Source organism: Bifidobacterium mongoliense DSM 21395 (assembly GCF_000741285.1).
Classification (GTDB): Bacteria; Actinomycetota; Actinomycetes; order Actinomycetales; family Bifidobacteriaceae; genus Bifidobacterium; species Bifidobacterium mongoliense.
The window spans coordinates 32,271-49,113 of the sequence record NZ_JGZE01000013.1; the positions used below are offsets into that span (position 1 = coordinate 32,271).

Annotated in this window: 22 protein-coding genes, 1 tRNA gene and 1 pseudogene; 9 read left to right on the top strand and 15 right to left on the bottom strand. The window is 59.5% G+C overall.

What is annotated here, in order from left to right; translation table 11 throughout:
- Positions 1-19: 19 nt before the first annotated feature.
- The 9 genes from BMON_RS06120 to BMON_RS06160 all read right to left on the bottom strand — a co-directional run bounded on the left by BMON_RS06120 (position 20) and on the right by BMON_RS06160 (position 4,353).
- The gene (locus BMON_RS06120; RefSeq protein WP_033513199.1) at positions 20-385 is read right to left on the bottom strand and encodes a hypothetical protein; all 366 of its coding nucleotides are present in this window, start codon (positions 383-385) and stop codon (positions 20-22) included.
- A complete protein-coding gene (locus BMON_RS06125; protein WP_033513197.1) occupies positions 382-594 on the bottom strand; it encodes a hypothetical protein in 213 nt (70 codons plus the stop codon). Before BMON_RS06125 ends, BMON_RS06120 begins: the two co-directional genes overlap by 4 nt.
- The gene (locus BMON_RS09280; RefSeq protein ID WP_152595790.1) at positions 591-1,505 is read right to left on the bottom strand and encodes a hypothetical protein; all 915 of its coding nucleotides are present in this window, start codon (positions 1,503-1,505) and stop codon (positions 591-593) included. Before BMON_RS09280 ends, BMON_RS06125 begins: the two co-directional genes overlap by 4 nt.
- A gap of 324 nt (positions 1,506-1,829) precedes the next feature.
- Positions 1,830-2,333, bottom strand: coding sequence for a hypothetical protein (locus tag BMON_RS06135; protein ID WP_033513195.1), 504 nt, complete (start codon positions 2,331-2,333; stop codon positions 1,830-1,832).
- A gap of 14 nt (positions 2,334-2,347) precedes the next feature.
- A complete protein-coding gene (ssb, locus tag BMON_RS06140) occupies positions 2,348-2,833 on the bottom strand; it encodes a single-stranded DNA-binding protein (RefSeq protein WP_051917951.1) in 486 nt (161 codons plus the stop codon).
- The gene (locus BMON_RS09610) at positions 2,830-3,087 is read right to left on the bottom strand and encodes a DivIVA domain-containing protein (protein WP_237745358.1); all 258 of its coding nucleotides are present in this window, start codon (positions 3,085-3,087) and stop codon (positions 2,830-2,832) included. Before BMON_RS09610 ends, ssb begins: the two co-directional genes overlap by 4 nt.
- A 98-nt stretch (positions 3,088-3,185) precedes the next feature.
- The gene (locus tag BMON_RS09970; protein WP_033513191.1) at positions 3,186-3,368 is read right to left on the bottom strand and encodes a hypothetical protein; all 183 of its coding nucleotides are present in this window, start codon (positions 3,366-3,368) and stop codon (positions 3,186-3,188) included.
- On the bottom strand, positions 3,365-3,562 hold the full coding sequence (locus tag BMON_RS06155) for a helix-turn-helix domain-containing protein (protein ID WP_033513190.1): 198 nt from the start codon (positions 3,560-3,562) through the stop codon (positions 3,365-3,367). Before BMON_RS06155 ends, BMON_RS09970 begins: the two co-directional genes overlap by 4 nt.
- Positions 3,559-4,353 carry a phage antirepressor gene (locus BMON_RS06160; protein WP_033513188.1) on the bottom strand — a complete coding sequence of 265 codons (795 nt, stop codon included), beginning with the start codon at positions 4,351-4,353 and terminating at the stop codon, positions 3,559-3,561. The genes BMON_RS06155 and BMON_RS06160 overlap by 4 nt, the downstream gene beginning before the upstream one ends.
- Before the next feature lie 61 nt (positions 4,354-4,414).
- Between BMON_RS06160 and BMON_RS09975 the strand changes: the two genes are divergently transcribed.
- Entirely contained in the window at positions 4,415-5,062 is a 648-nt protein-coding gene (locus BMON_RS09975) for a hypothetical protein (protein ID WP_152595788.1), read from the top strand.
- A 54-nt stretch (positions 5,063-5,116) separates the two neighbouring features.
- Here the strand turns inward: BMON_RS09975 and BMON_RS06165 are convergent, their stop codons facing one another.
- The gene (locus BMON_RS06165) at positions 5,117-5,401 is read right to left on the bottom strand and encodes a hypothetical protein (RefSeq protein WP_051917952.1); all 285 of its coding nucleotides are present in this window, start codon (positions 5,399-5,401) and stop codon (positions 5,117-5,119) included.
- An 89-nt stretch (positions 5,402-5,490) separates the two neighbouring features.
- Between BMON_RS06165 and BMON_RS06170 the strand changes: the two genes are divergently transcribed.
- The 6 genes from BMON_RS06170 to BMON_RS06195 all read left to right on the top strand — a co-directional run bounded on the left by BMON_RS06170 (position 5,491) and on the right by BMON_RS06195 (position 9,230).
- A complete protein-coding gene (locus tag BMON_RS06170; RefSeq protein ID WP_237745357.1) occupies positions 5,491-5,811 on the top strand; it encodes a helix-turn-helix domain-containing protein in 321 nt (106 codons plus the stop codon).
- Positions 5,812-5,845: 34 nt separating this feature from the next.
- Positions 5,846-6,226, top strand: coding sequence for an ImmA/IrrE family metallo-endopeptidase (locus BMON_RS10405; protein ID WP_033513269.1), 381 nt, complete (start codon positions 5,846-5,848; stop codon positions 6,224-6,226).
- A 51-nt stretch (positions 6,227-6,277) separates the two neighbouring features.
- A complete protein-coding gene (locus tag BMON_RS06180) occupies positions 6,278-7,120 on the top strand; it encodes an HIRAN domain-containing protein (RefSeq protein ID WP_033513184.1) in 843 nt (280 codons plus the stop codon).
- A gap of 347 nt (positions 7,121-7,467) precedes the next feature.
- Positions 7,468-7,668 carry a hypothetical protein gene (locus BMON_RS06190; protein ID WP_033513180.1) on the top strand — a complete coding sequence of 67 codons (201 nt, stop codon included), beginning with the start codon at positions 7,468-7,470 and terminating at the stop codon, positions 7,666-7,668.
- Positions 7,669-7,686: 18 nt separating this feature from the next.
- Positions 7,687-7,932 (top strand): hypothetical protein, encoded by a 246-nt coding sequence (locus BMON_RS09980; protein ID WP_272944905.1) that lies wholly within the window; start codon positions 7,687-7,689, stop codon positions 7,930-7,932.
- A 119-nt stretch (positions 7,933-8,051) separates the two neighbouring features.
- Positions 8,052-9,230: a tyrosine-type recombinase/integrase gene (locus tag BMON_RS06195; RefSeq protein WP_033513178.1), complete on the top strand. Its 1,179-nt coding sequence runs from the start codon at positions 8,052-8,054 to the stop codon at positions 9,228-9,230.
- A 74-nt stretch (positions 9,231-9,304) separates the two neighbouring features.
- Here the strand turns inward: BMON_RS06195 and BMON_RS06200 are convergent.
- Positions 9,305-9,378 (bottom strand) — tRNA-Val (locus BMON_RS06200).
- A gap of 271 nt (positions 9,379-9,649) precedes the next feature.
- Here BMON_RS06200 and BMON_RS06205 point away from each other — a divergent pair.
- Positions 9,650-10,300 (top strand): annotated as a pseudogene (locus BMON_RS06205) (DivIVA domain-containing protein); the annotation flags it as partial.
- A 62-nt stretch (positions 10,301-10,362) separates the two neighbouring features.
- Positions 10,363-12,066: a DUF6541 family protein gene (locus BMON_RS06210; protein ID WP_034885356.1), complete on the top strand. Its 1,704-nt coding sequence runs from the start codon at positions 10,363-10,365 to the stop codon at positions 12,064-12,066.
- Here the strand turns inward: BMON_RS06210 and BMON_RS06215 are convergent.
- From BMON_RS06215 to rfbB, 4 genes are all read right to left on the bottom strand, one after another.
- A complete protein-coding gene (locus BMON_RS06215) occupies positions 12,063-13,034 on the bottom strand; it encodes a glycosyltransferase (protein WP_033512830.1) in 972 nt (323 codons plus the stop codon). The two genes, BMON_RS06210 and BMON_RS06215, sit on opposite strands and share 4 nt — an antisense overlap.
- Positions 13,035-13,119: 85 nt before the next feature.
- Positions 13,120-14,490, bottom strand: a complete 1,371-nt coding sequence (locus BMON_RS06220) for an LTA synthase family protein (RefSeq protein ID WP_051917955.1) — start codon at positions 14,488-14,490, stop codon at positions 13,120-13,122.
- Between the two features lie 86 nt (positions 14,491-14,576).
- Positions 14,577-15,545: a hypothetical protein gene (locus BMON_RS09285; protein WP_051917956.1), complete on the bottom strand. Its 969-nt coding sequence runs from the start codon at positions 15,543-15,545 to the stop codon at positions 14,577-14,579.
- A 154-nt stretch (positions 15,546-15,699) separates the two neighbouring features.
- Positions 15,700-16,794 (bottom strand): dTDP-glucose 4,6-dehydratase, encoded by a 1,095-nt coding sequence (rfbB, locus tag BMON_RS06225; RefSeq protein WP_033512730.1) that lies wholly within the window; start codon positions 16,792-16,794, stop codon positions 15,700-15,702.
- Between the last annotated feature and the right edge of the window lie 49 nt (positions 16,795-16,843).

Below are 16,843 nucleotides of genomic sequence, written 5' to 3' on the forward strand. Positions count from 1 at the left end.
AAAGAAATATCCAGCTGTGTCATGATTCCTCCGTCGGTTGTTCATATGGTGTCCAATTACCGTCGTTATCCAGGAGCACCCATCCGTGTTGTGCGGTGAGGATGGGGACGGTCTCCGGTTGGTCGTCGTAACCGCTCACCAACCAGCCGTTGGCCATGGCCTCCCGTGGGTGTTTGTGGATCCACCCATGGCATCCCGTACTGCCTGATCCGCACACGTCGATGACATTGCTCGTCTCATGCAATCCGGAGAAGGGATGTGAGCGCATGTGCCGGTGGTGGCGGCTGAACGTCAGCACCAAGTACAGGCTTTTGCCGCAGCACACGCAGCGGCATTCATCCCGGGCGTCCACCAGGTCACAGGTCCGCCGTGTGGGCTGGCTCATGCTTTCACCTCGATGCTGCTGAAGAGCAGGTCGTTCAGGTGCATGCTCCCGTCGGGAGTCTGATAGATGACGGCAGCGAGATCATCCCCATCCTTGAGCAGGTGAGGAGACATGATGCGTAACGTGCCCTCGAGTACGCCCCCACTCCTGGTAGCAGCCCGGAACCGGTGACCATCAAGATCCTCGGGACGCTTATCCATCCAATTCATGCGACCGCCTCCGTCTCATCCATGGCCAACCCCAATACGGTGAGCGCCTCCTCGGGTGTCTTACCGGCGTTGAGTAGTTCAGCTGCCCGCTGAGCCAACAGGTCCGGGCCTGCGGTGGCCTCCTCTCTGTGCAGCAGATCAAGGACATGCCGGCACTTCCACGTGTGATGACACGTCTTCGCCGGCGCAGGGATGTCCGGCAGCGGGGCGAAGCCTGGCACCTGGCGCGAGTCACGCAGACTCCTCGCCCGCTTGTTAATCCACTGGCTGAACGCAGCGTCAAGATTCCGATAACCGTAATGGTCAACACCCTTCGCCTGGAGACTCAGCCTGAACTCCGTGCCCAGGTCAGTGACGTCCACCAGCGGGTATCCACGCTCCGACAAGTCGCGGGCCGATGCGAAATGCTCCCGCTTCGGCTCCCAATTCACGACATCATCCTGCGAGAGAGTGGAGTCTTTCTCTTCTCTCTCTTTATTTGTATTTGTATTTGTATTTGCCTGCGTTACATCAGCGTTACGTAACGCGTTATGTGACACATCGCGTAACGCGTTACCATCGTTCCCACTTCCCCGGTGTCTACCGCGCCATTCCGCCTGTCTCCGAGCATTCGCGGCCCGTGAATCCTCAATATCCTGACGGCTGTTCTGCATCTTCAAATAGTCATGCACATACACGTCATCACCTCGTTTTTCCCACAAATTCAGCTCGATCATGCGCCGCTCCTGAGCCGATTTCACACATAAAATCTTCCGAATCGCGTATTGAGTGAGCATCCCATCGGTTAATTTGTCCGAGCAAAAGCTAATCGAGAACACCCAAAGAGCGAACTCACGTGGGTGCCGTTCGGCAATACGACGCATTTTCTCATTGCTCCACAACCCGTTATCCAACTGCGCATACCCGGTCATACCGACCCCTTTAACCTGTCCGAACGCCACCGCAGGTGATTGGGCGACATCCCCGTTGTCTTCGCCTGCCGGCACTGATTGATGTACTCCGTGTCAGCGAGCGCCAGGCTTATGATTTCTTGTTGTTCTTGGCTGACTGGTTGCCGGGTGACGTGGAATGCTTGTCTGTTGCTGTCGGGTTTGGTGGCCAGTATGCGTGGCCCTGAGGGTAGTTTCATGATTCCTCCTCTTGGTATTTGCCGTTGAGTGCTGCCTGTTCCTCATCGCTGATGGGGTTGGACGGGTGCGGGTGCAGGTCGATGACCGGTATGCTCACGATGTCGCTCACTTCGCACCACCCACATACTTCACGAGCACGCTGTACGACCCGTTCTCCACGAGGAGACGCGCGTCGAACGTGTGGGCTGGTTTGAACGCTGCGAACTCGCCTTTGATCACACGCAACCGGACCTTGACTGCCTGCTGACGCGTCAACCCCTTGTCGATACGGGCCACGCGACCCGCGAACTCACGCAAGGCACGGGCCTCGCGATAGAACTTCCCGCCATGCTCGGCCAACGGTATTTCAGCGCCATTCGGCCACTGCTCGCCATACCAGGTCAACTCCTTCGCCGTCTCCAACGCGCGCTCGGGTTCCACCGACACGTCCGTCTTCGACTCGGCGAGCGCCCGTTCCACCGGTTTCGCGATGACCGGGGTGTTCTCTTTGACCATGCGTTTCTTCCACCTGGTCACCGCACGTTTCTCACCGGGACTCAACTCGAATTCCGGTAGTGTGGCCAGGTCGGCGAGTTCGCTGTCCGTGTACTTCGATTGTGATGTACCCATATTCGTATTCCCTCCTAGAATTCGGCCGGCTGGTTGAACGGGTCCGATGGGTCATCCTCGGGTATCCCGAAGCCCTGGCCATTGCCGTTATGTGACGACGTCTGCGGCGCGGTGCTCATAGCACCGTGGTTATTTGACTGGATGCGCGTGACCTGCGACGTCGCACGTTTCAGCGAGGCGCCGATGTCATCGACCGTCATCTCGATCACCGTCCGGGTCGACCCGTCCTGCACCTGATACGACCGCTGGGAGATACGACCAGTCGCGACCACCGCCATGCCCTTCGACAGGGATGATGCGATATGATCCGCCAGGTCACGCCACGCACTGCAACGCATGAACGTCGCCGACCCGTCCTCCCACTGCGAGGTGCTGCGGTTGAAACTCCGCGTCGTGTGGGCGATCGTGAAATTCACCACCGACATGCCCTTCGACGTCGTGCGCAGCTCCGGGTCCGCCGTCAGGTTCCCCGTCATCGTCATCGTCAACTCATCGCTCATCTGCTGTCTCCCTCATGTGTCTTTAACCATCTCGTATAGCTGCCGCGGCTCATCACCATGCGCCGGTACCTGCAGACCTCCAGCTGCTTGGCCGCCAGCTCCTGCGACAGGCTCCGGCACGTGCGCGCGAGCCGGTTCACCGTGCCCTGGACCTCATCGAGGTAGTCATCGACTTCACCCATGTCGTAACCCTCACGCAGACGATGCGTCGTGAAGGTCTTGTCGCGTATATCGTTGGGAGTGAGCAGGCTCACGGGTTTGACGATCGCCTTCGGGCTTCGCGCCACGGCTCGCCATATCTCCGTGTCGATGCCGGCGGGACGCGGTTTCCTGCGGAACGGGTTTCGTATTCTCATTTGGTGTGCTCCCTGTCCGAGAGAATGCCGGACACGGCGATTCCGGCCATCAGACCGATGAACGGGCCCATCGCGAAGATGCCGTTGGCGAGGGCGAACACCCACCAGAACAGGCTGATGATGATAAGGACGGCCAGCACGGCCATGACGATGACGTGGATCCATTCGATGAGACTCATCGCGGTTCCCCCGTCCCCTGCCGAGCGCTGGCCCGGATGTACCGGTTGACGTCGCGCTGGTCGTAGCGCACACTGTGACCGAATTTGTGATATTGCAGGTTCAGCCCGAGATAACGCCACTGCGCCAGCGTCCCGACGCTGATACCCAGCCGTTCGGCCACCTGCTTCGGCGTGAGGAACGTATCCGTGGTCATTTCGCCAACTCCAGTCGTTTGATGGCGTTCGCGCCGAGGAACTTGTTAGTCAGGTAGATCTGACCCTTCGGGGTCACCAGTGGTGTCTTGCTTACCGTCGTGTAGCCACTCGAATGGGTTATCGTGGTCTCCTTGACGAAGAAGAGTTTGAGCTCCATCGAGCGCTGGGTGGGCATGTTGTAGTCGCGGCCGTTGCGGCTGATGAGATACCCATTCTGGCGAAGCCATTGGAAGAAACGGTTCGCTCCCATGTTCTCCACGCCATTCTGCCGGAGGATTTTCGCCATCTCGCCGATCAGGATGTTGCTGTTGGAAGCGGCCACCGAATCGGCGAACAGAACCTTGGGAGCTTGTGCAACGAGTTGCGCCTTTTGCTCTTCGACCTTGCTGTTCAGCCACCTCATGGAAGCGAGCGCCATCTGCTCCGGCGTCATGCTCTCCTGGCCGGCCATGTAACCACCGTGCCGGCGAATCGAGGGAAGCACCTCGTGGGTGACCCAACGTTGGAATTCCTTTGCCTCCGGCTTGTCACTGCGAAGGATGATCTTGTACAGACCGGCTTCGTTGACGATGTTGGCTTCGGTGTTCAACCCACGCCCTAACTCTGAGTTAGGGCCTAAATCGAACTTGGCGATTTCGTCATCGTCCAGACGTGCGGCGACCTTCGATGGGTTGCTTAGATCAAGTGCGTCGCAGACGTCCTTGAGCACCCACCATGTCAGGCCCGTTTCATAGGTGATGGTCCGTACCGGTGTACCCTTGAAATCGAAGGGTTTGATTAGACTGTTCATTACTGACCTTTCATCTGAGCCCCGGTGCAACGGGGCTTTATATTTATGGGAAAATCTGAGTATGGATACTGGAATTCAAATCGGCGATGTGGCTACATGGATTGCTGCTTGCGTCGCGTTCGTATCAGCCGTCTATTCTGTTTGGTGGCCCATGCGAAACAAGCCAGAGGCAAGTTGGTACATCATGAAAACCGACGGACCTTCAAGCCCTGCCAGACTCGCGGGGTTATTCGGGTGGCACACACACGATGGGAAAACCGATCCCGATGAAGTGCTTATACTCCACAACGATGGCGATGGCCCGGCTTTCAACGTCGATTTAGATGCGATTGGTGCTGACGTGAGGATCATCCAGCAAACCGAAAATTCACAGGGCCAGAGCATCATTATGGAATCTCCAAATATTCATCTGGTGCAACCAGGGGATACTTTCCGTGCTGTTCTTTGGTATGAGGAGTCAGATAGAACCGCCCTCTGTATACACTGGACGCTTCAGCCAACGAGACTCGGCAAACGCGTATACCATCAGATGCCTCTCAAAGGGGAGTTTGAGGATCAACCGAGACGCCCGATTCCAGAACCGCGGGACCACGCCCCAAATCTGACTTGGTACAGGATTTCTCACTCAAAGATGGCTTCGTGGATACGTAAGCGGTTCCCACCTCTACGGAGCGATAACCCCAAATCGCAAAAACAAGATCCTCAATGAGCGGACGTGCCGCAATTCCGGCAGAAAACGCAGCAGAAATAGCAAGAAACCAAATCATGCCGCACGCACCTGAGTGGGAGCGAAGGCCCGATGGATCTGTTGACCAAATGTTGCTGACTGGAAGAGCGACTCCAGTGAAATGCCAAGACTCTTTGCGATGATGGAAAGGTCATTGGTATCGAAGGGCTTTTCATAACGGAACCGCTCATAGATGTAATTACGATCGCGGCCGATATCCTGCGCAAGCCGCTTACCACTCACGCCGACTCTCGCTGCCTCAGCCTTGACCGCATCGGCGATTGCGATGCTCTGCTCATCAAGCTTTGTTTGTTTGATCATGGTTCAAACTGTACGTAATTACGGAGCATATGTCAACTCAAATACGTACTACGGCGTGTCGTAGTACGTAAATGGCGTACATTGTAGGCATGGGCAGAAAAGGAATGAACACATCAGATGAGTTTTCAAACGAAGTGGCACGGGAAATCCAGAGTGCTATAGAGGCTGCGGGAATATCGAACGCTGAAGTGATGCGTCGTACACACATATCGCAAGATTATTTCTACTCGCGTATGCGAGGGGAAAAGCCATTTAACACAAACGACGTAAGCAGAATTGCCGAAGCAATAGGTGCCAACGCCTTCGCAATACTCATTAAAGCAGCTGAACAAAGTGACTTAGGTCTTGCTGCCTCGTATAACGAGGATCGTGATATTGAGGCGGAGTATGACGCCGACCAGGGCGCATGACCTACCCGTGCTGCGTGGCCTTTCCTACGGGGCCATGCGGCACGTGGTGGATAATCTTGACATCGAGGTGCGCAGCGCGATACTCCCACACGGCTACTACGGTCTCTATGACGATGTTCGAAAATTGATACTCATTCACCGGAATATGACATACACAATGAAACGGTGTACGTTGGCCCATGAGCTTATCCACTGGGTATATGGGGACAACACTTGCCGAGGCACTATGGGTGCAAGAATGGAGCATAGGACCAGACGCGAGACGGCGACACTGTTGCTGGACCCAGTAGAGTATGCGAGCGCCGAGAATATATATGAGGGCGATGCGGCCCTCATTGCGCTGGAACTGGATGTGACCGAGCAGGTGGTGAAAGACTACCAAGCCCTCGTGCTCGACAGGCGGCAGTATGTCTGAGATTATTCGGTGATATTCTTTCAGCATCGTTGTTAGGGGGAAAGAGAAGAAATGATTTTGCTGCTCATCGTTATTGCCGTCATTTTTCTCATTGGTGCAGGGGCCAAACAGAATAAAGATAAGGGCGGCAAGACCCGTAAACAGTCCATGGATGATGAAAGGCAGAATCTAATCATTCCGACTGGCGGCATTCCCAGCAGAATGCTCCCCGTGGGAAGGATAACGGTTGCGGGACCCTATTACCACGATAGAGAAATCACCACCGTCATAGGCAACCGCATGGGCGAGGTCATGCCGGCCGGACAGTGGGATCGGACGCTCGAGCTTGATGCGGAAGTCAGAAGGCAGCCGAACAACACCCATGACAGGAATGCAGTTGTAGTGACGATCAACGGTCTCATCGTTGGGTACATACCGTCTGAAAAAACCAATGAATGGCAGCAATTCTTGCAGCCGTTGGAATCCCGGGGCATGTTTGCCGTTGCGAAAGCGGCAGTATACTTTAAAAACGATGGGGGCTACCTGTTGATTCTTAAGGCAGACCCCTCTGCACCACCAACCAAAAATACATTCCCGGGTGTCGGAATTCTGGATGCGGACTGGCTTATAGCCGTCAATGGCGAAGAGAACGCCCAAGAGATACTCGCCAAATACGGTGATGAATCATGGGTATGGGCAACATTGGACACAGGCACCATACCAAAGGGAAAGTACAAGGATGCACCAACCATCTGGGCGAGTGTTGACGGCGAATCGGTGGGATATATATCGGCGACTCAATCCGAAAGATATTTCATCTACGTCAAAAGAAGACTCCCCTGCTCATGTTTGGCGCACATCAAACAAGGCCCAAAGAAATTCGAGCTTGAGCTGATGCTTCCCTCACGTAAGTAATAAGCTAGTCCTCGATCGCAGGTAATACGCGTGAGATCCTACCGCGCTATCATTCAATCAGCATTGTTACTCGAGGAAAGGAATCCCATGTTCTGCAGTCATCGTGAGGTCATAGTGGCCGGACAGAAGAAGAAGCTCTCCCTTACGAAGGGCATAGTTGGGGGTCTCGTACTCGGGCCGCTCGGAGCCGTCGCTGGTGGCGCCGGTCTCGGCAAGACCAAAACACAGTTCGTATGTAACAAATGTGGTAAGACCTTCAGCAAACTTCCCCACGGGTCAACCATCGTAGGATGAGACCACCGGCCTCGTTTCGGCGGGGCTTTTTCATATAAGGGAATCGAGGAATCATGAGGTTTGGAATGCGCACGCCGAGTCTGAAACGCTCGATCAAGGCTCGAACCACGTCGAAGTGGAAACGTCAGGCAAAGAAGACCATCATCCCCGGATACGGGAAGAAAGGCATGGGCTGGGTCAAGAACCCACGCAAAGCCGCGTACAACAAGGCCTACAGGAAGACAACGTTCAGCTTCTGGGATCTATTCAAATAACCGGATAGCGACAAGCCGTTGAAAGCCGTGTCTTTGACTGTTGCGGAATTAGATGCGTCGGGCAAGATTCTGCAAGAAACGTATCCGCAACTTGATAGTGATCTTCAGCCGGGGCAAAGCGCGGATCTCGAATATATCCTCGCCCCTGACGAGATTGCCAATACACAATCGGTAAAAGCGACGAAATTGTCCTGGATGCTTACTCAGGATGGTGATGGGTATCAAAATATCAGCGTAGACGCCCAACCAATAGCGCTGAAATGAATTAATTGACCCCGCCAATCTTTAGGGGGATGCGCGGGGCCTGATGAAACGAGAATCAATGAGACTCGATCGCTTCGCCGTCCATCATAGCAGCGAAGCAGATGGACAGGAGCAACGGCATGGCCAGCATACTCTCATATGAGACAAGCAAAGGAGTCCGGTACACGGTCCGTTACCGCAAACCCGACCATTCCCTTGCCAGAAAAAGCGGGTTTAGACGCAAGAGAGACGCCGAGGCATGGGTGGCGGAGCACGTGACCACTGCCATCCCCAAGGGACTCTACGTGGACCCGCGCCGTGGACGCATCACCATCGGCGAGCTATACATGACCTGGTACACGACGCATGAGCCGCTGTGGAAGCCATCATGGTCGCACAGGGTCTCCATCGTGTGGAACACACATGTGAAAACAGAATGGGAGCAGGTGCCGGTATCCGACGTTGATCCAGACGGGTTAAGACGATGGGTGGCTAGACTGTCATCCAAGCGCAGCGCCAGCACGACCCTCAAGGCGGTCAACATCATGCGTGGGATCCTCGACGACGCGGTCACTGACCGACGCATACCCTCGAACCCGCTGAACGGAGTTGAAGTCCCTAAACGTCACAGGAGAAAAATCAGGAGGATTTATCTTACAGCCTCACAGGTCATCGCATTCGCGGACGAATGTGCCAACGCTCAATCCATGGGCCGCGAGCGCAGGGCGTTGGTGTTGTTGTTGGGGTTTTGTGGGTTGCGTTGGGGTGAGGCTGCGGCGTTGCGTGTAGGGGATGTTGATTTTCGTGCGCATCGTGTGCGGGTTGCGTCGAGTTTGGTGCGTGTGGGTTCAGGGTATGTGCAGGGGGCTCCGAAGTCGTGGGAGACGCGGTCGGTTCCGTTGCCGCGTGTGGTGGAGTCGGCGTTGCGTGAGATCTGTGCCGGGCGGGGGAGTGTGGATCGATTGTTTTCTGATGCGTCGGGTGCGCCGATTCGTCCGCAGTCGGTGGGGGACAGGAGTAATAATCGTACGTGGTGGGTTTCGGCGTTGAAACGGTTGGGATACGCGTGGGATGATATGCCATCACCGCATGATCTAAGGCATACTGCGGCGAGTATCGCTGTGCATGCCGGGGCGAACGTCAAGGCACTGCAGCGGATGCTTGGTCATGCGAGCGCATCGATGACGTTGGACGTGTATGCAGACCTTTTTGATTCGGACCTTGATGATGTGGCCAGGATGGTGGATGCGACAGTGGATGTGGAGACTCACACCGATCGGAGTTTTTCTGTTGGTGTGCCTGCGGAAAATTGTGCCTGATTTGTGCCTGATTATGTGTTTCGTGGGTTCACGGAGACAGTGGAAGTGTTGGAATCATTGGGCTGAGGGGTTTGTGGGCGATGAGGGGCTCGAACCCCCGACATCCACCGTGTAAAGGTGGCGCTCTAGCCAACTGAGCTAATCGCCCGCACCGCATCAGTGTAGCCCATCGCAGGACCGCGACGCACGCAGTGGCGCCGATCGGCGAGGGGAGGTGTACGGGTTTGGGCGAGAATCGGCATGCATATGTCCGTGGGGCGCAGGAGGGGACGGAACAGGGCAAAGTGTGGGCGTCGGCAGGAACGAAACAGGGCCGCGCCGGTCTTCACCCACGGAACGCGCATCGCTGCGTGGGCCCCAGCGTCTGAGTAATCGCGTACAGTGAGGGTCGATATATTGTGTTGAGGAGGTCAGGTTCCATGGCTCATAAACCCGAAGACGAGCGGGATGCGTTCGGCATAGCACGTGTCGGCAAGCGCAAGTGGGGATACGACGTCGCTCAGGTGGACGCTTTTCTCGAACGGGCGCATTCCCTGTACGAGGGTGAGGGTGCGCAACTGACATCCAAGGACATCCAGGGTGCGTCTTTCGATATGCGGCGTGGTGGCTATGAATACAAGCAGGTCGATGCCGCGCTTGACCGCCTGGAACGGGCCGTGGTCGACAAAAAGACCGCATGGGAGATCTCGCAGGGCGGTCGGGTCGCTTCGCGAGCCAAGATCGAGGCGTTGTTCGCCCAGGTGGCCGAGCATGCGCAGCGATCCATGGGCGAACGGTTCGCACCCGGCAAAGCCAAGATGCCGTCGTATGACCGTGCTCAGGTCGACGCCGCCGTCGACCGCATCGTGGCCCATGTGTCGTCCGAGCTGCAAGCCATGGACACCGCATATGAGGAGCCTCAGCATCATGACACCGATGACCAGGGCGTGAGTGCCGCCTCTGTGTCGCACGAGGTCTTCACTCAACGCAAGGGCAAGAAGGGTTACGACGAGCGCCAGGTCGATTACTACCTCAGCGTATGTACGCATCTGCTTACGAGGCTCGAATCCTTCGCGCGGGTCTCGGGATACGACGAGTCCGCCGTTTCGTCTGCGTTGGCACGGGCCACAGGTGCCGGTGCTGGTGGCGGCGCGTGACCCCTGCGCTCGCCGGGGTGGTGCTCGCCGCGGTGTCGACGGCGGTCCGGCTGATCCATGCCGTGCCCTCACCCGACCAGATCACCCAGAACTACGATTCCGTGTTCCACGACAACATCGTCGCGCGCATCATCGTCACCGGGCAGGCCTCGTCGCTGCATGCCCTGCCCCCGATCCGCGACGTCTACCCGATCGCCTTCCAACAGTTCGCCGCACTCGGTGCGCTCGCCGTACGCGGCACGACCGCCGCGGCCGCGATCACCAGCGCCTGGCTGGTCTTTGCGGCGCTGTTGTGGCCCACCGCCGTGCTGTTCCTCGTGCGTCGCATCTGCGGGGCCCATGCGATCACCGACTTCCTCGCCCCTCTACTGGCTGCGGTATGCGCCGCAGGGCCCTTCCTGCTCCTTGATTGGGGCACGTTGTACTCCATGTTCGCCGGCAATGTGGTGCTGCCCGTATCCCTCGGCCTCGTGTGGACGTGGTGCGCCAGCGGTTGGAAGCGCGGTGTGCGCGACGCGGGGCTGGGCTTGGTTTGGATCGCCGTGGCCGTGCTGGCCGTCTCCCTATGCCACTTCCGTGTCATGATGACCGGGCTGCTGCTCGCCCTGCCCGTGCTAGTCGTGTGGGTGTTCGATGTGCTGCGCGCCGTGCGCCGGTCGTCGAAGGCCCTGTTCCATGCGCTGATCGTCGGGGGCGCGCTGGTTATCGCTGCGGTGCTCGCGCTCGGCGTTCGGGTCTTCGTGCTGATGTATCTGCGTGGTGTGGATCGGCCCATCGCCGCCCACCTCAATGGCGGGCCGGCGCAACCCACGGAGCATATTCCCTCGGCGATCATGCGGTTCCTGCTCGGCCGCCCGATCGACTCCTCCAACACGCCTTTGGCCGTCTTCTGGCCTGTCGCGGTGCTGATCGTCGGGGCGCTGATCGTGGCTCTGGTGGTGCACAGCCGCGAGTCGTTGATGCTGGTCGCATCGTTCGTGCTGCTCGGCGTCATCTTCGTCAGCAGCGCCGGTACGCATGCCGACTGGGCGAAGGTCCTCACCGCGCTGTGGTACAAGGATCAGCGGCGGCCCTTCGCCGCCTGGCCCATCGTCGCCGCCGCCCTCATCTGCTGGGCGGTCGGCCATCTCGTGACCACATACGGTGCCCGGTGCGTCGCCCGACGGCCGTGGACGCGGTCCATCGTCGCCGTGCTCGTCGTGGCGTTCGCCCTGATGGCCTGCGCGATCAACCCCCAGCTGGACGGCATGGGTCGTGCGGTGGGGCGCACATATGGGTTCGCGGCCGGCGACGCCGATTCCCCCATGCTTTCGCGTGACGAATACCTCATGCTCAAACGCATGAGCGCGCTGGTGCCCGAAGGCGAGCGGGTGGTGTCGGATCCGTGGAACGGCAGTGGATTCCTGCTCGCCGTGGGTTGGCGTACGCCGTTCTACCCGCATCTGAGCATGATGTGGGACCATGATCACGACTACCTGGCCCGCAATCTGCATGCCATCGACACCGACCCCGAAGTGTGCGCGATCATCCAACGCAACGACTTGCGCTGGTATCTCGACATGGGCGGGTCCTTCGCCCCCCACGACCCCCAGCACGTCATGTTCGACGGTATGCGCCCGGTGCCCGGGGCCATGGAACCCGTCGCCCGCCAGGGGAGGGCCGTGCTCTACCGCATCGTCGCGTGTGGGATGCCGCGCTAGCGTTCGACGGCACTCGGTTCAACGGTTCTGATGGCCGCGACGACCTCCGGATTGCCCGCCAGCAGCACGGCGTTGCTCCGTGGGTTCGTGCCGAGGCCTTCCCGCAGGCCGCGCCCAAGGCAGGAGAACGTCAGTTTTCGGTCGTGCGAGCGCATGATGGTCAGCGCCCATCGGCGCAGGGTCTTGAGCAGCAGTTCGGCGTATTCCGCCGGCGTGAAATTGCCGCCCGAGTGGCGCAGCACCCAGCATTTGTTGCGCACTTCGTAGAAGAACCGTGGGCCCGGGTCGGCGTCGCTTGAGCCGAACACCTTGGTCTTGTGCACCACTTCGCTGTCGGGCACGTAATAGCCCGTGGCCCGCCTCAGCAGCCGGGTGGTGAACTCGTAGTCGTCGTTCCACAGGAAGAAGGCGCTGCGCGGCAGGGCGTGCGCGGCGCGTATCGCGCGGGCGCTGAGCAGGCAGGAGACGAACGACAGGGATCGCACCTGATAGGCGCCGGCAGAACGGACAAGGTGCCGCCCGCCCAGCGCCAGCCAGGTCCGCTCTCGCGGCTTGTTCATGAGGTGTTCTCGGCCATCGGTCCACACGGCCTTTGATCCCAGGGCCGCCGGCCAGACGGCGTTGCGCTCGCGCGCCTCCTCGCCGGCTTCGAGCAGTCGCTCCAGGGCGGTGGGGGTGGGCACGGTGTCGTCGTCCATGAGCCATACGTGCGTCGTGTCGTTCGACCCTAGGGCCAGGGCGATGCCTGCGCAGAACCCGCCGGCGCCGCCCACGTTATGGTCCAGCACGGTGATCTCGGGCTTGAGTGGATGTGCGCGGGCGACCGCCACCGCGCCGTCGGTGCTCGCGTTGTCGATGAGGATGACGCGGTCTGGGCGGCGCGTCTGCGTGTACAGCCCGTCCAGGCATTCACGCAGCAGGCCGGCACGGTTGTAGGACACGACCACGGCGGTGACGGAGATCAGCATGGTTCCCAGTATAAGTGCCGGCATCGGTGTGCGCCGGACAGGGCACTGCTGCGTCGCTCCATCGTGCGACAGTGTGCGATTTCCCTCATCGGGCCGTGAGGAACGAGGTGTCCTTGAGGTAGTGCTTGCCCACGCTCAGGTCGTACTGGATGAGCCGGTAGTCGCGCAGCATGCGTTGGGCCTCCGGGGTGAGGTCCTTCGGCGCCACCTGTTCTCCCGCGGCGTTGAGATACACGGGTTTGCCGTCACTGTGGCCGCTCGCGGCGGGGATCGACATGGCGGGGATCTGCGCATGCATGGCGGTGAGGAAAGCCAGGTACGGCGAGACCTTGGCGTTCATGTGCTGCGCGGCCTGGGCCATGAAGTAGTTCGACGAGGTGTACCGGGCAGCGTCGTCCGGCAGTTTGGCAGTGTGCGAAGGCGAAGCGGCGTTCGACCAGATGAAGTAATCCGATTCATGCAGGCCGAGCACGTTGTCCGGATTCGCATATGCCGTCGGGTAGATGCCCGGCAGGTGATCGCCGTAGAAGATCACCGTGACCGGATGGTCGACCTGGTCGAGTTGCGTGAGCAGTTCGGCGGTGGCGTCATCGGTGTGCTGCACACCCTTCGCGTACGTCTGCACATCCGCATGTTCGGCATCCGTGAGGGCTTGCGAGGTGTCGGCCTGCTTGAACTGATTGTTGTCGTACCAATCGTTGTAGGGCATGTGGTTCTGCATGGTGACGACTTGCTGGAACTGGCTGGGGTCACTGCCGTGGTTGAGACGCGAGAGGACCTGCTGGTACGTGCATTGGTCGGAGACATACCACGCGCGGTCAATCGGTGAGCAGCCGGTGATCTTGTGCTCGCCGTTTAACGTCCAGAACTGCGAGAAGCCGAACTTCTTGTAGTTCCGGGCACGGAAATACATATTGTCCATGAAGGTGTGCGTGGCCTGCGATGCCGTGTCGCCGTGCTTGGCGTTCCACATCTGGTTGAAGGTTGCCACCCAGCGTTCCTGCGGCACGAGCTGCTGGTAGGCGATGGTCAGCGATGGGTTGTAATTGGCCATCGCCAGACCGGTGAGCGCCTGGTACTCCATATTGGCCGTGCCGCCGCCGTAGCCGGTGGAGAGCATGTAGCCCGAGGTGGTGGCGCCCTTGATGGCGCGGATTTTGGGCATCGGGTCCTCGCTGAACGATACGCCGGGCACCCGTGTGGGATCCGAGAATGATTCGGAGAGGATGAGGATGACGGTGCTGTCGGTGAGGTTGCCGGATCGAGTGGCGTTGACGGTGTCGGCTTCGTGCGCATAGCGCTGCGCAATCTGCGCCATGGCCTTTTGGTCGTAGCCTTCGGGCTTGTCCATCGCATTGGTGTGGGCCAGCCGAAGGAACGTCATGGCCGGGCCATTGGTGGCGGCATCTCCCCAGCCATCCCAGAGATGGGGCTCGTCTCCGAAGGATGCGGCCATGCGTGCCGACCAAGAGTCAGGTGAACTTAAGTTCCACGTGAAAGAGAACAAGAAGACGATGGTGCTGAGCACGGCGGTCAGACGGGTCAGGTTGCCGGCGATATGCTTCGGACCGGCGAAGGCTTGCGCCAGTAAGTGGGGATGAACGCCTGACGGGCATCAAGGAACTGCAGGGCGATGCAGGCCGCCAGGAACACGGCGAGCCAGGCGATGGCAGTGCGGACCTGTTGTAATCCGTCCTGGGGGATGAAGGTGAGAATGTCGCCGGTGTTGCCGCCTGTGAGAAAGTTGAGATCTGCAGAGAGTATTGGTTCTTTGCGTATTTGGATCTTGAATTTGCTTGCCACCGCGTATATGGCCATCACGATGCCGTATACCGCGGTTGCCACCCAGAAGCGGTTGATGAGGGCAATCACTGCTGCGTAGACAATCGCCAGAATCAGCAGATTGAGCAGGAACTGGTAACGGTGGGTGAGCCAGGTCTGTGTTACGAATACAGTGAGTTGCCCCCGAATGCTTTGTGCGGCACGTGTCGCCTCATCCACCTGGGCGTCGGGCGCGTAACTTGGTTCGACGTACACGCTGCTTTGAATCGCCAGGGTGGCGGCGAGGGTCATGAGCACGAAGACGACGAGGTACAGCACATAGGAGTAGCGGGGCCGACGGGACCACACGGCACTGATGCCGGAGGCGGCGTGCATGCTCCACGCCCGCAGCGTGGCCAGCAATGGTGCGGCGGACGGCGGGATGATCGCGGGCATGCCGTCGTCGCCGGTGCCGACCGGGAGGGCCGTCCCATCGATGGTGTCGGATTCCGTCGGTGCCAGGCCTTGCGACCTGCCGTCGACGATATGCCGAGTCGATGAGACCCTGCGATGCACGATGCGTCTGCCGGCTTGTGCGTGGCGGATGCGCCGATGGGAGGTCGGAGTTGGTGTCGGTGCAGGTGAGGGGGTGGTGGTGTCGCCATCGAAAGCGTCATCAGTGTCTGCCGGCGTGATGCCCCCCGGAACGGGTGTCATATGGTGGGGTGGACGGTGATAATGGCGCATCATAGTGCCGCGTGGCTTCCTTGGTAGGTCTTCGGTGATCAATACCCCACTACCTTAGGGACATGCGGCGACGCCGACCATGATGGCCTTGCCGCATGTCTCGCCGATGCGGTTGCGTCGGCGACGCGGGGGAGATGCCCGGATCGGACCGCTCCGATCAGTGCCCCTGCCGCAGGTAGCGCCTCTCGGTGCCCTCCTTGTCGCCGCGCCACCACGACTCGTGATCGGCGTACCAGCGGATCGTCTCCTCCAGGCCCCTGGCGAAATCGGTGTGCTCCGGATGCCACTGCAGGTCCCGCTTGAGTTTCGTGGCAGCCAGGGCATAGCGACGGTCCGCGCCGGGGCGGTCCGTGACATGTTCGAAGTCGTCGGCAGGACGCCCCATGACTTGGAGGATGCCGCCCAGTACCTCCAGGTTGCTGCGCTCGCCGTCGGCGCCGACGATGTAGGTCTCGCCGATCGCACCGCGGGTGAGGATCGCCCAGACGGCCGAGCAGTGGTCCGCCACATGGATCCAGTCGCGTATCGCCCGGCCGTCGCCGTACAGACGGGGCCGTCTGCCGCACAGGATGTTGGTGATCTGTCGGGGAATGTACTTCTCCACATGCTGGTAGGGGCCGTAGTTGTTGCTGCAATTCGAGATCGTCGTGCGCAGGCCGTAGGTCCGGTGCCAGGCGCGCACGAGATGGTCGGCCGCCGCCTTCGATGCCGCATAGGGGCTCGAAGGACGGTAGGGACTCTCCTCGGTGAACCGTGTGGCGCGGGACGGGTCGGTGTCGGGGTCCGGGGATTCGCCGGGAAGCGGCAGATCGCCATAGACCTCGTCGGTGCTGATGTGGTGGAAGCGCAGGTCGTGGCGGCGCGCGGCCTCCAGCAGTACATGGGTGCCGAGCACATTGGTGCGCAGGAAGGGCGTCGCATCCGCGATCGCGTTGTCATTGTGCGATTCGGCCGCGAAATGGACGATGGCGTCGACCGGCGGCACGCCGCGCCCAACCATGCCGCCGGTCGGGCTTGCCAGCGATTCGACCAACGCCGCATCGCAGATGTCGCCGCGCACGAAGGTGAGTTGGTTGTTCGGGACTCCTTCGAGACTCTCGCGTTTGCCCGCGTAGGTCAGCAGGTCGAGTACGGTCATATGGGTCTCGGGATGGTGCTGGGCCACCCAGTGGACGAAGTTCGCGCCGATGAATCCGGCACCACCGGTCACAAGGATGTGACGGGGCCGCCAAGGCTCGCTGCAAGCGTTCATACCTCCATCCTACGGCTTGGAACGATATGCAATCTGCGCACTATCTCTA

What these genes read in the sequence shown, in the direction of transcription:
- BMON_RS06135 (WP_033513195.1), bottom strand. Translation starts at nt 2,333, where the DNA reads ATGGGTACATCACAATCGAAGTACACGGACAGCGAACTCGCCGACCTG.
- BMON_RS09280 (WP_152595790.1), bottom strand. Translation starts at nt 1,505, where the DNA reads ATGACCGGGTATGCGCAGTTGGATAACGGGTTGTGGAGCAATGAGAAA.
- BMON_RS06190 (WP_033513180.1), top strand. Translation starts at nt 7,468, where the DNA reads ATGAGGTTTGGAATGCGCACGCCGAGTCTGAAACGCTCGATCAAGGCT.
- BMON_RS06170 (WP_237745357.1), top strand. Translation starts at nt 5,491, where the DNA reads ATGGGCAGAAAAGGAATGAACACATCAGATGAGTTTTCAAACGAAGTG.
- BMON_RS10405 (WP_033513269.1), top strand. Translation starts at nt 5,846, where the DNA reads ATGCGGCACGTGGTGGATAATCTTGACATCGAGGTGCGCAGCGCGATA.
- BMON_RS06155 (WP_033513190.1), bottom strand. Translation starts at nt 3,562, where the DNA reads ATGACCACGGATACGTTCCTCACGCCGAAGCAGGTGGCCGAACGGCTG.
- BMON_RS09285 (WP_051917956.1), bottom strand. Translation starts at nt 15,545, where the DNA reads ATGATGCGCCATTATCACCGTCCACCCCACCATATGACACCCGTTCCG.
- BMON_RS06125 (WP_033513197.1), bottom strand. Translation starts at nt 594, where the DNA reads ATGAATTGGATGGATAAGCGTCCCGAGGATCTTGATGGTCACCGGTTC.
- BMON_RS06195 (WP_033513178.1), top strand. Translation starts at nt 8,052, where the DNA reads ATGGCCAGCATACTCTCATATGAGACAAGCAAAGGAGTCCGGTACACG.
- ssb (WP_051917951.1), bottom strand. Translation starts at nt 2,833, where the DNA reads ATGAGCGATGAGTTGACGATGACGATGACGGGGAACCTGACGGCGGAC.
- BMON_RS06220 (WP_051917955.1), bottom strand. Translation starts at nt 14,490, where the DNA reads ATGGCCGCATCCTTCGGAGACGAGCCCCATCTCTGGGATGGCTGGGGA.
- BMON_RS09975 (WP_152595788.1), top strand. Translation starts at nt 4,415, where the DNA reads ATGGATACTGGAATTCAAATCGGCGATGTGGCTACATGGATTGCTGCT.
- BMON_RS06180 (WP_033513184.1), top strand. Translation starts at nt 6,278, where the DNA reads ATGATTTTGCTGCTCATCGTTATTGCCGTCATTTTTCTCATTGGTGCA.
- BMON_RS09970 (WP_033513191.1), bottom strand. Translation starts at nt 3,368, where the DNA reads ATGAGTCTCATCGAATGGATCCACGTCATCGTCATGGCCGTGCTGGCC.
- BMON_RS06160 (WP_033513188.1), bottom strand. Translation starts at nt 4,353, where the DNA reads ATGAACAGTCTAATCAAACCCTTCGATTTCAAGGGTACACCGGTACGG.
- BMON_RS06120 (WP_033513199.1), bottom strand. Translation starts at nt 385, where the DNA reads ATGAGCCAGCCCACACGGCGGACCTGTGACCTGGTGGACGCCCGGGAT.
- rfbB (WP_033512730.1), bottom strand. Translation starts at nt 16,794, where the DNA reads ATGAACGCTTGCAGCGAGCCTTGGCGGCCCCGTCACATCCTTGTGACC.
- BMON_RS06165 (WP_051917952.1), bottom strand. Translation starts at nt 5,401, where the DNA reads ATGATCAAACAAACAAAGCTTGATGAGCAGAGCATCGCAATCGCCGAT.
- BMON_RS06215 (WP_033512830.1), bottom strand. Translation starts at nt 13,034, where the DNA reads ATGCTGATCTCCGTCACCGCCGTGGTCGTGTCCTACAACCGTGCCGGC.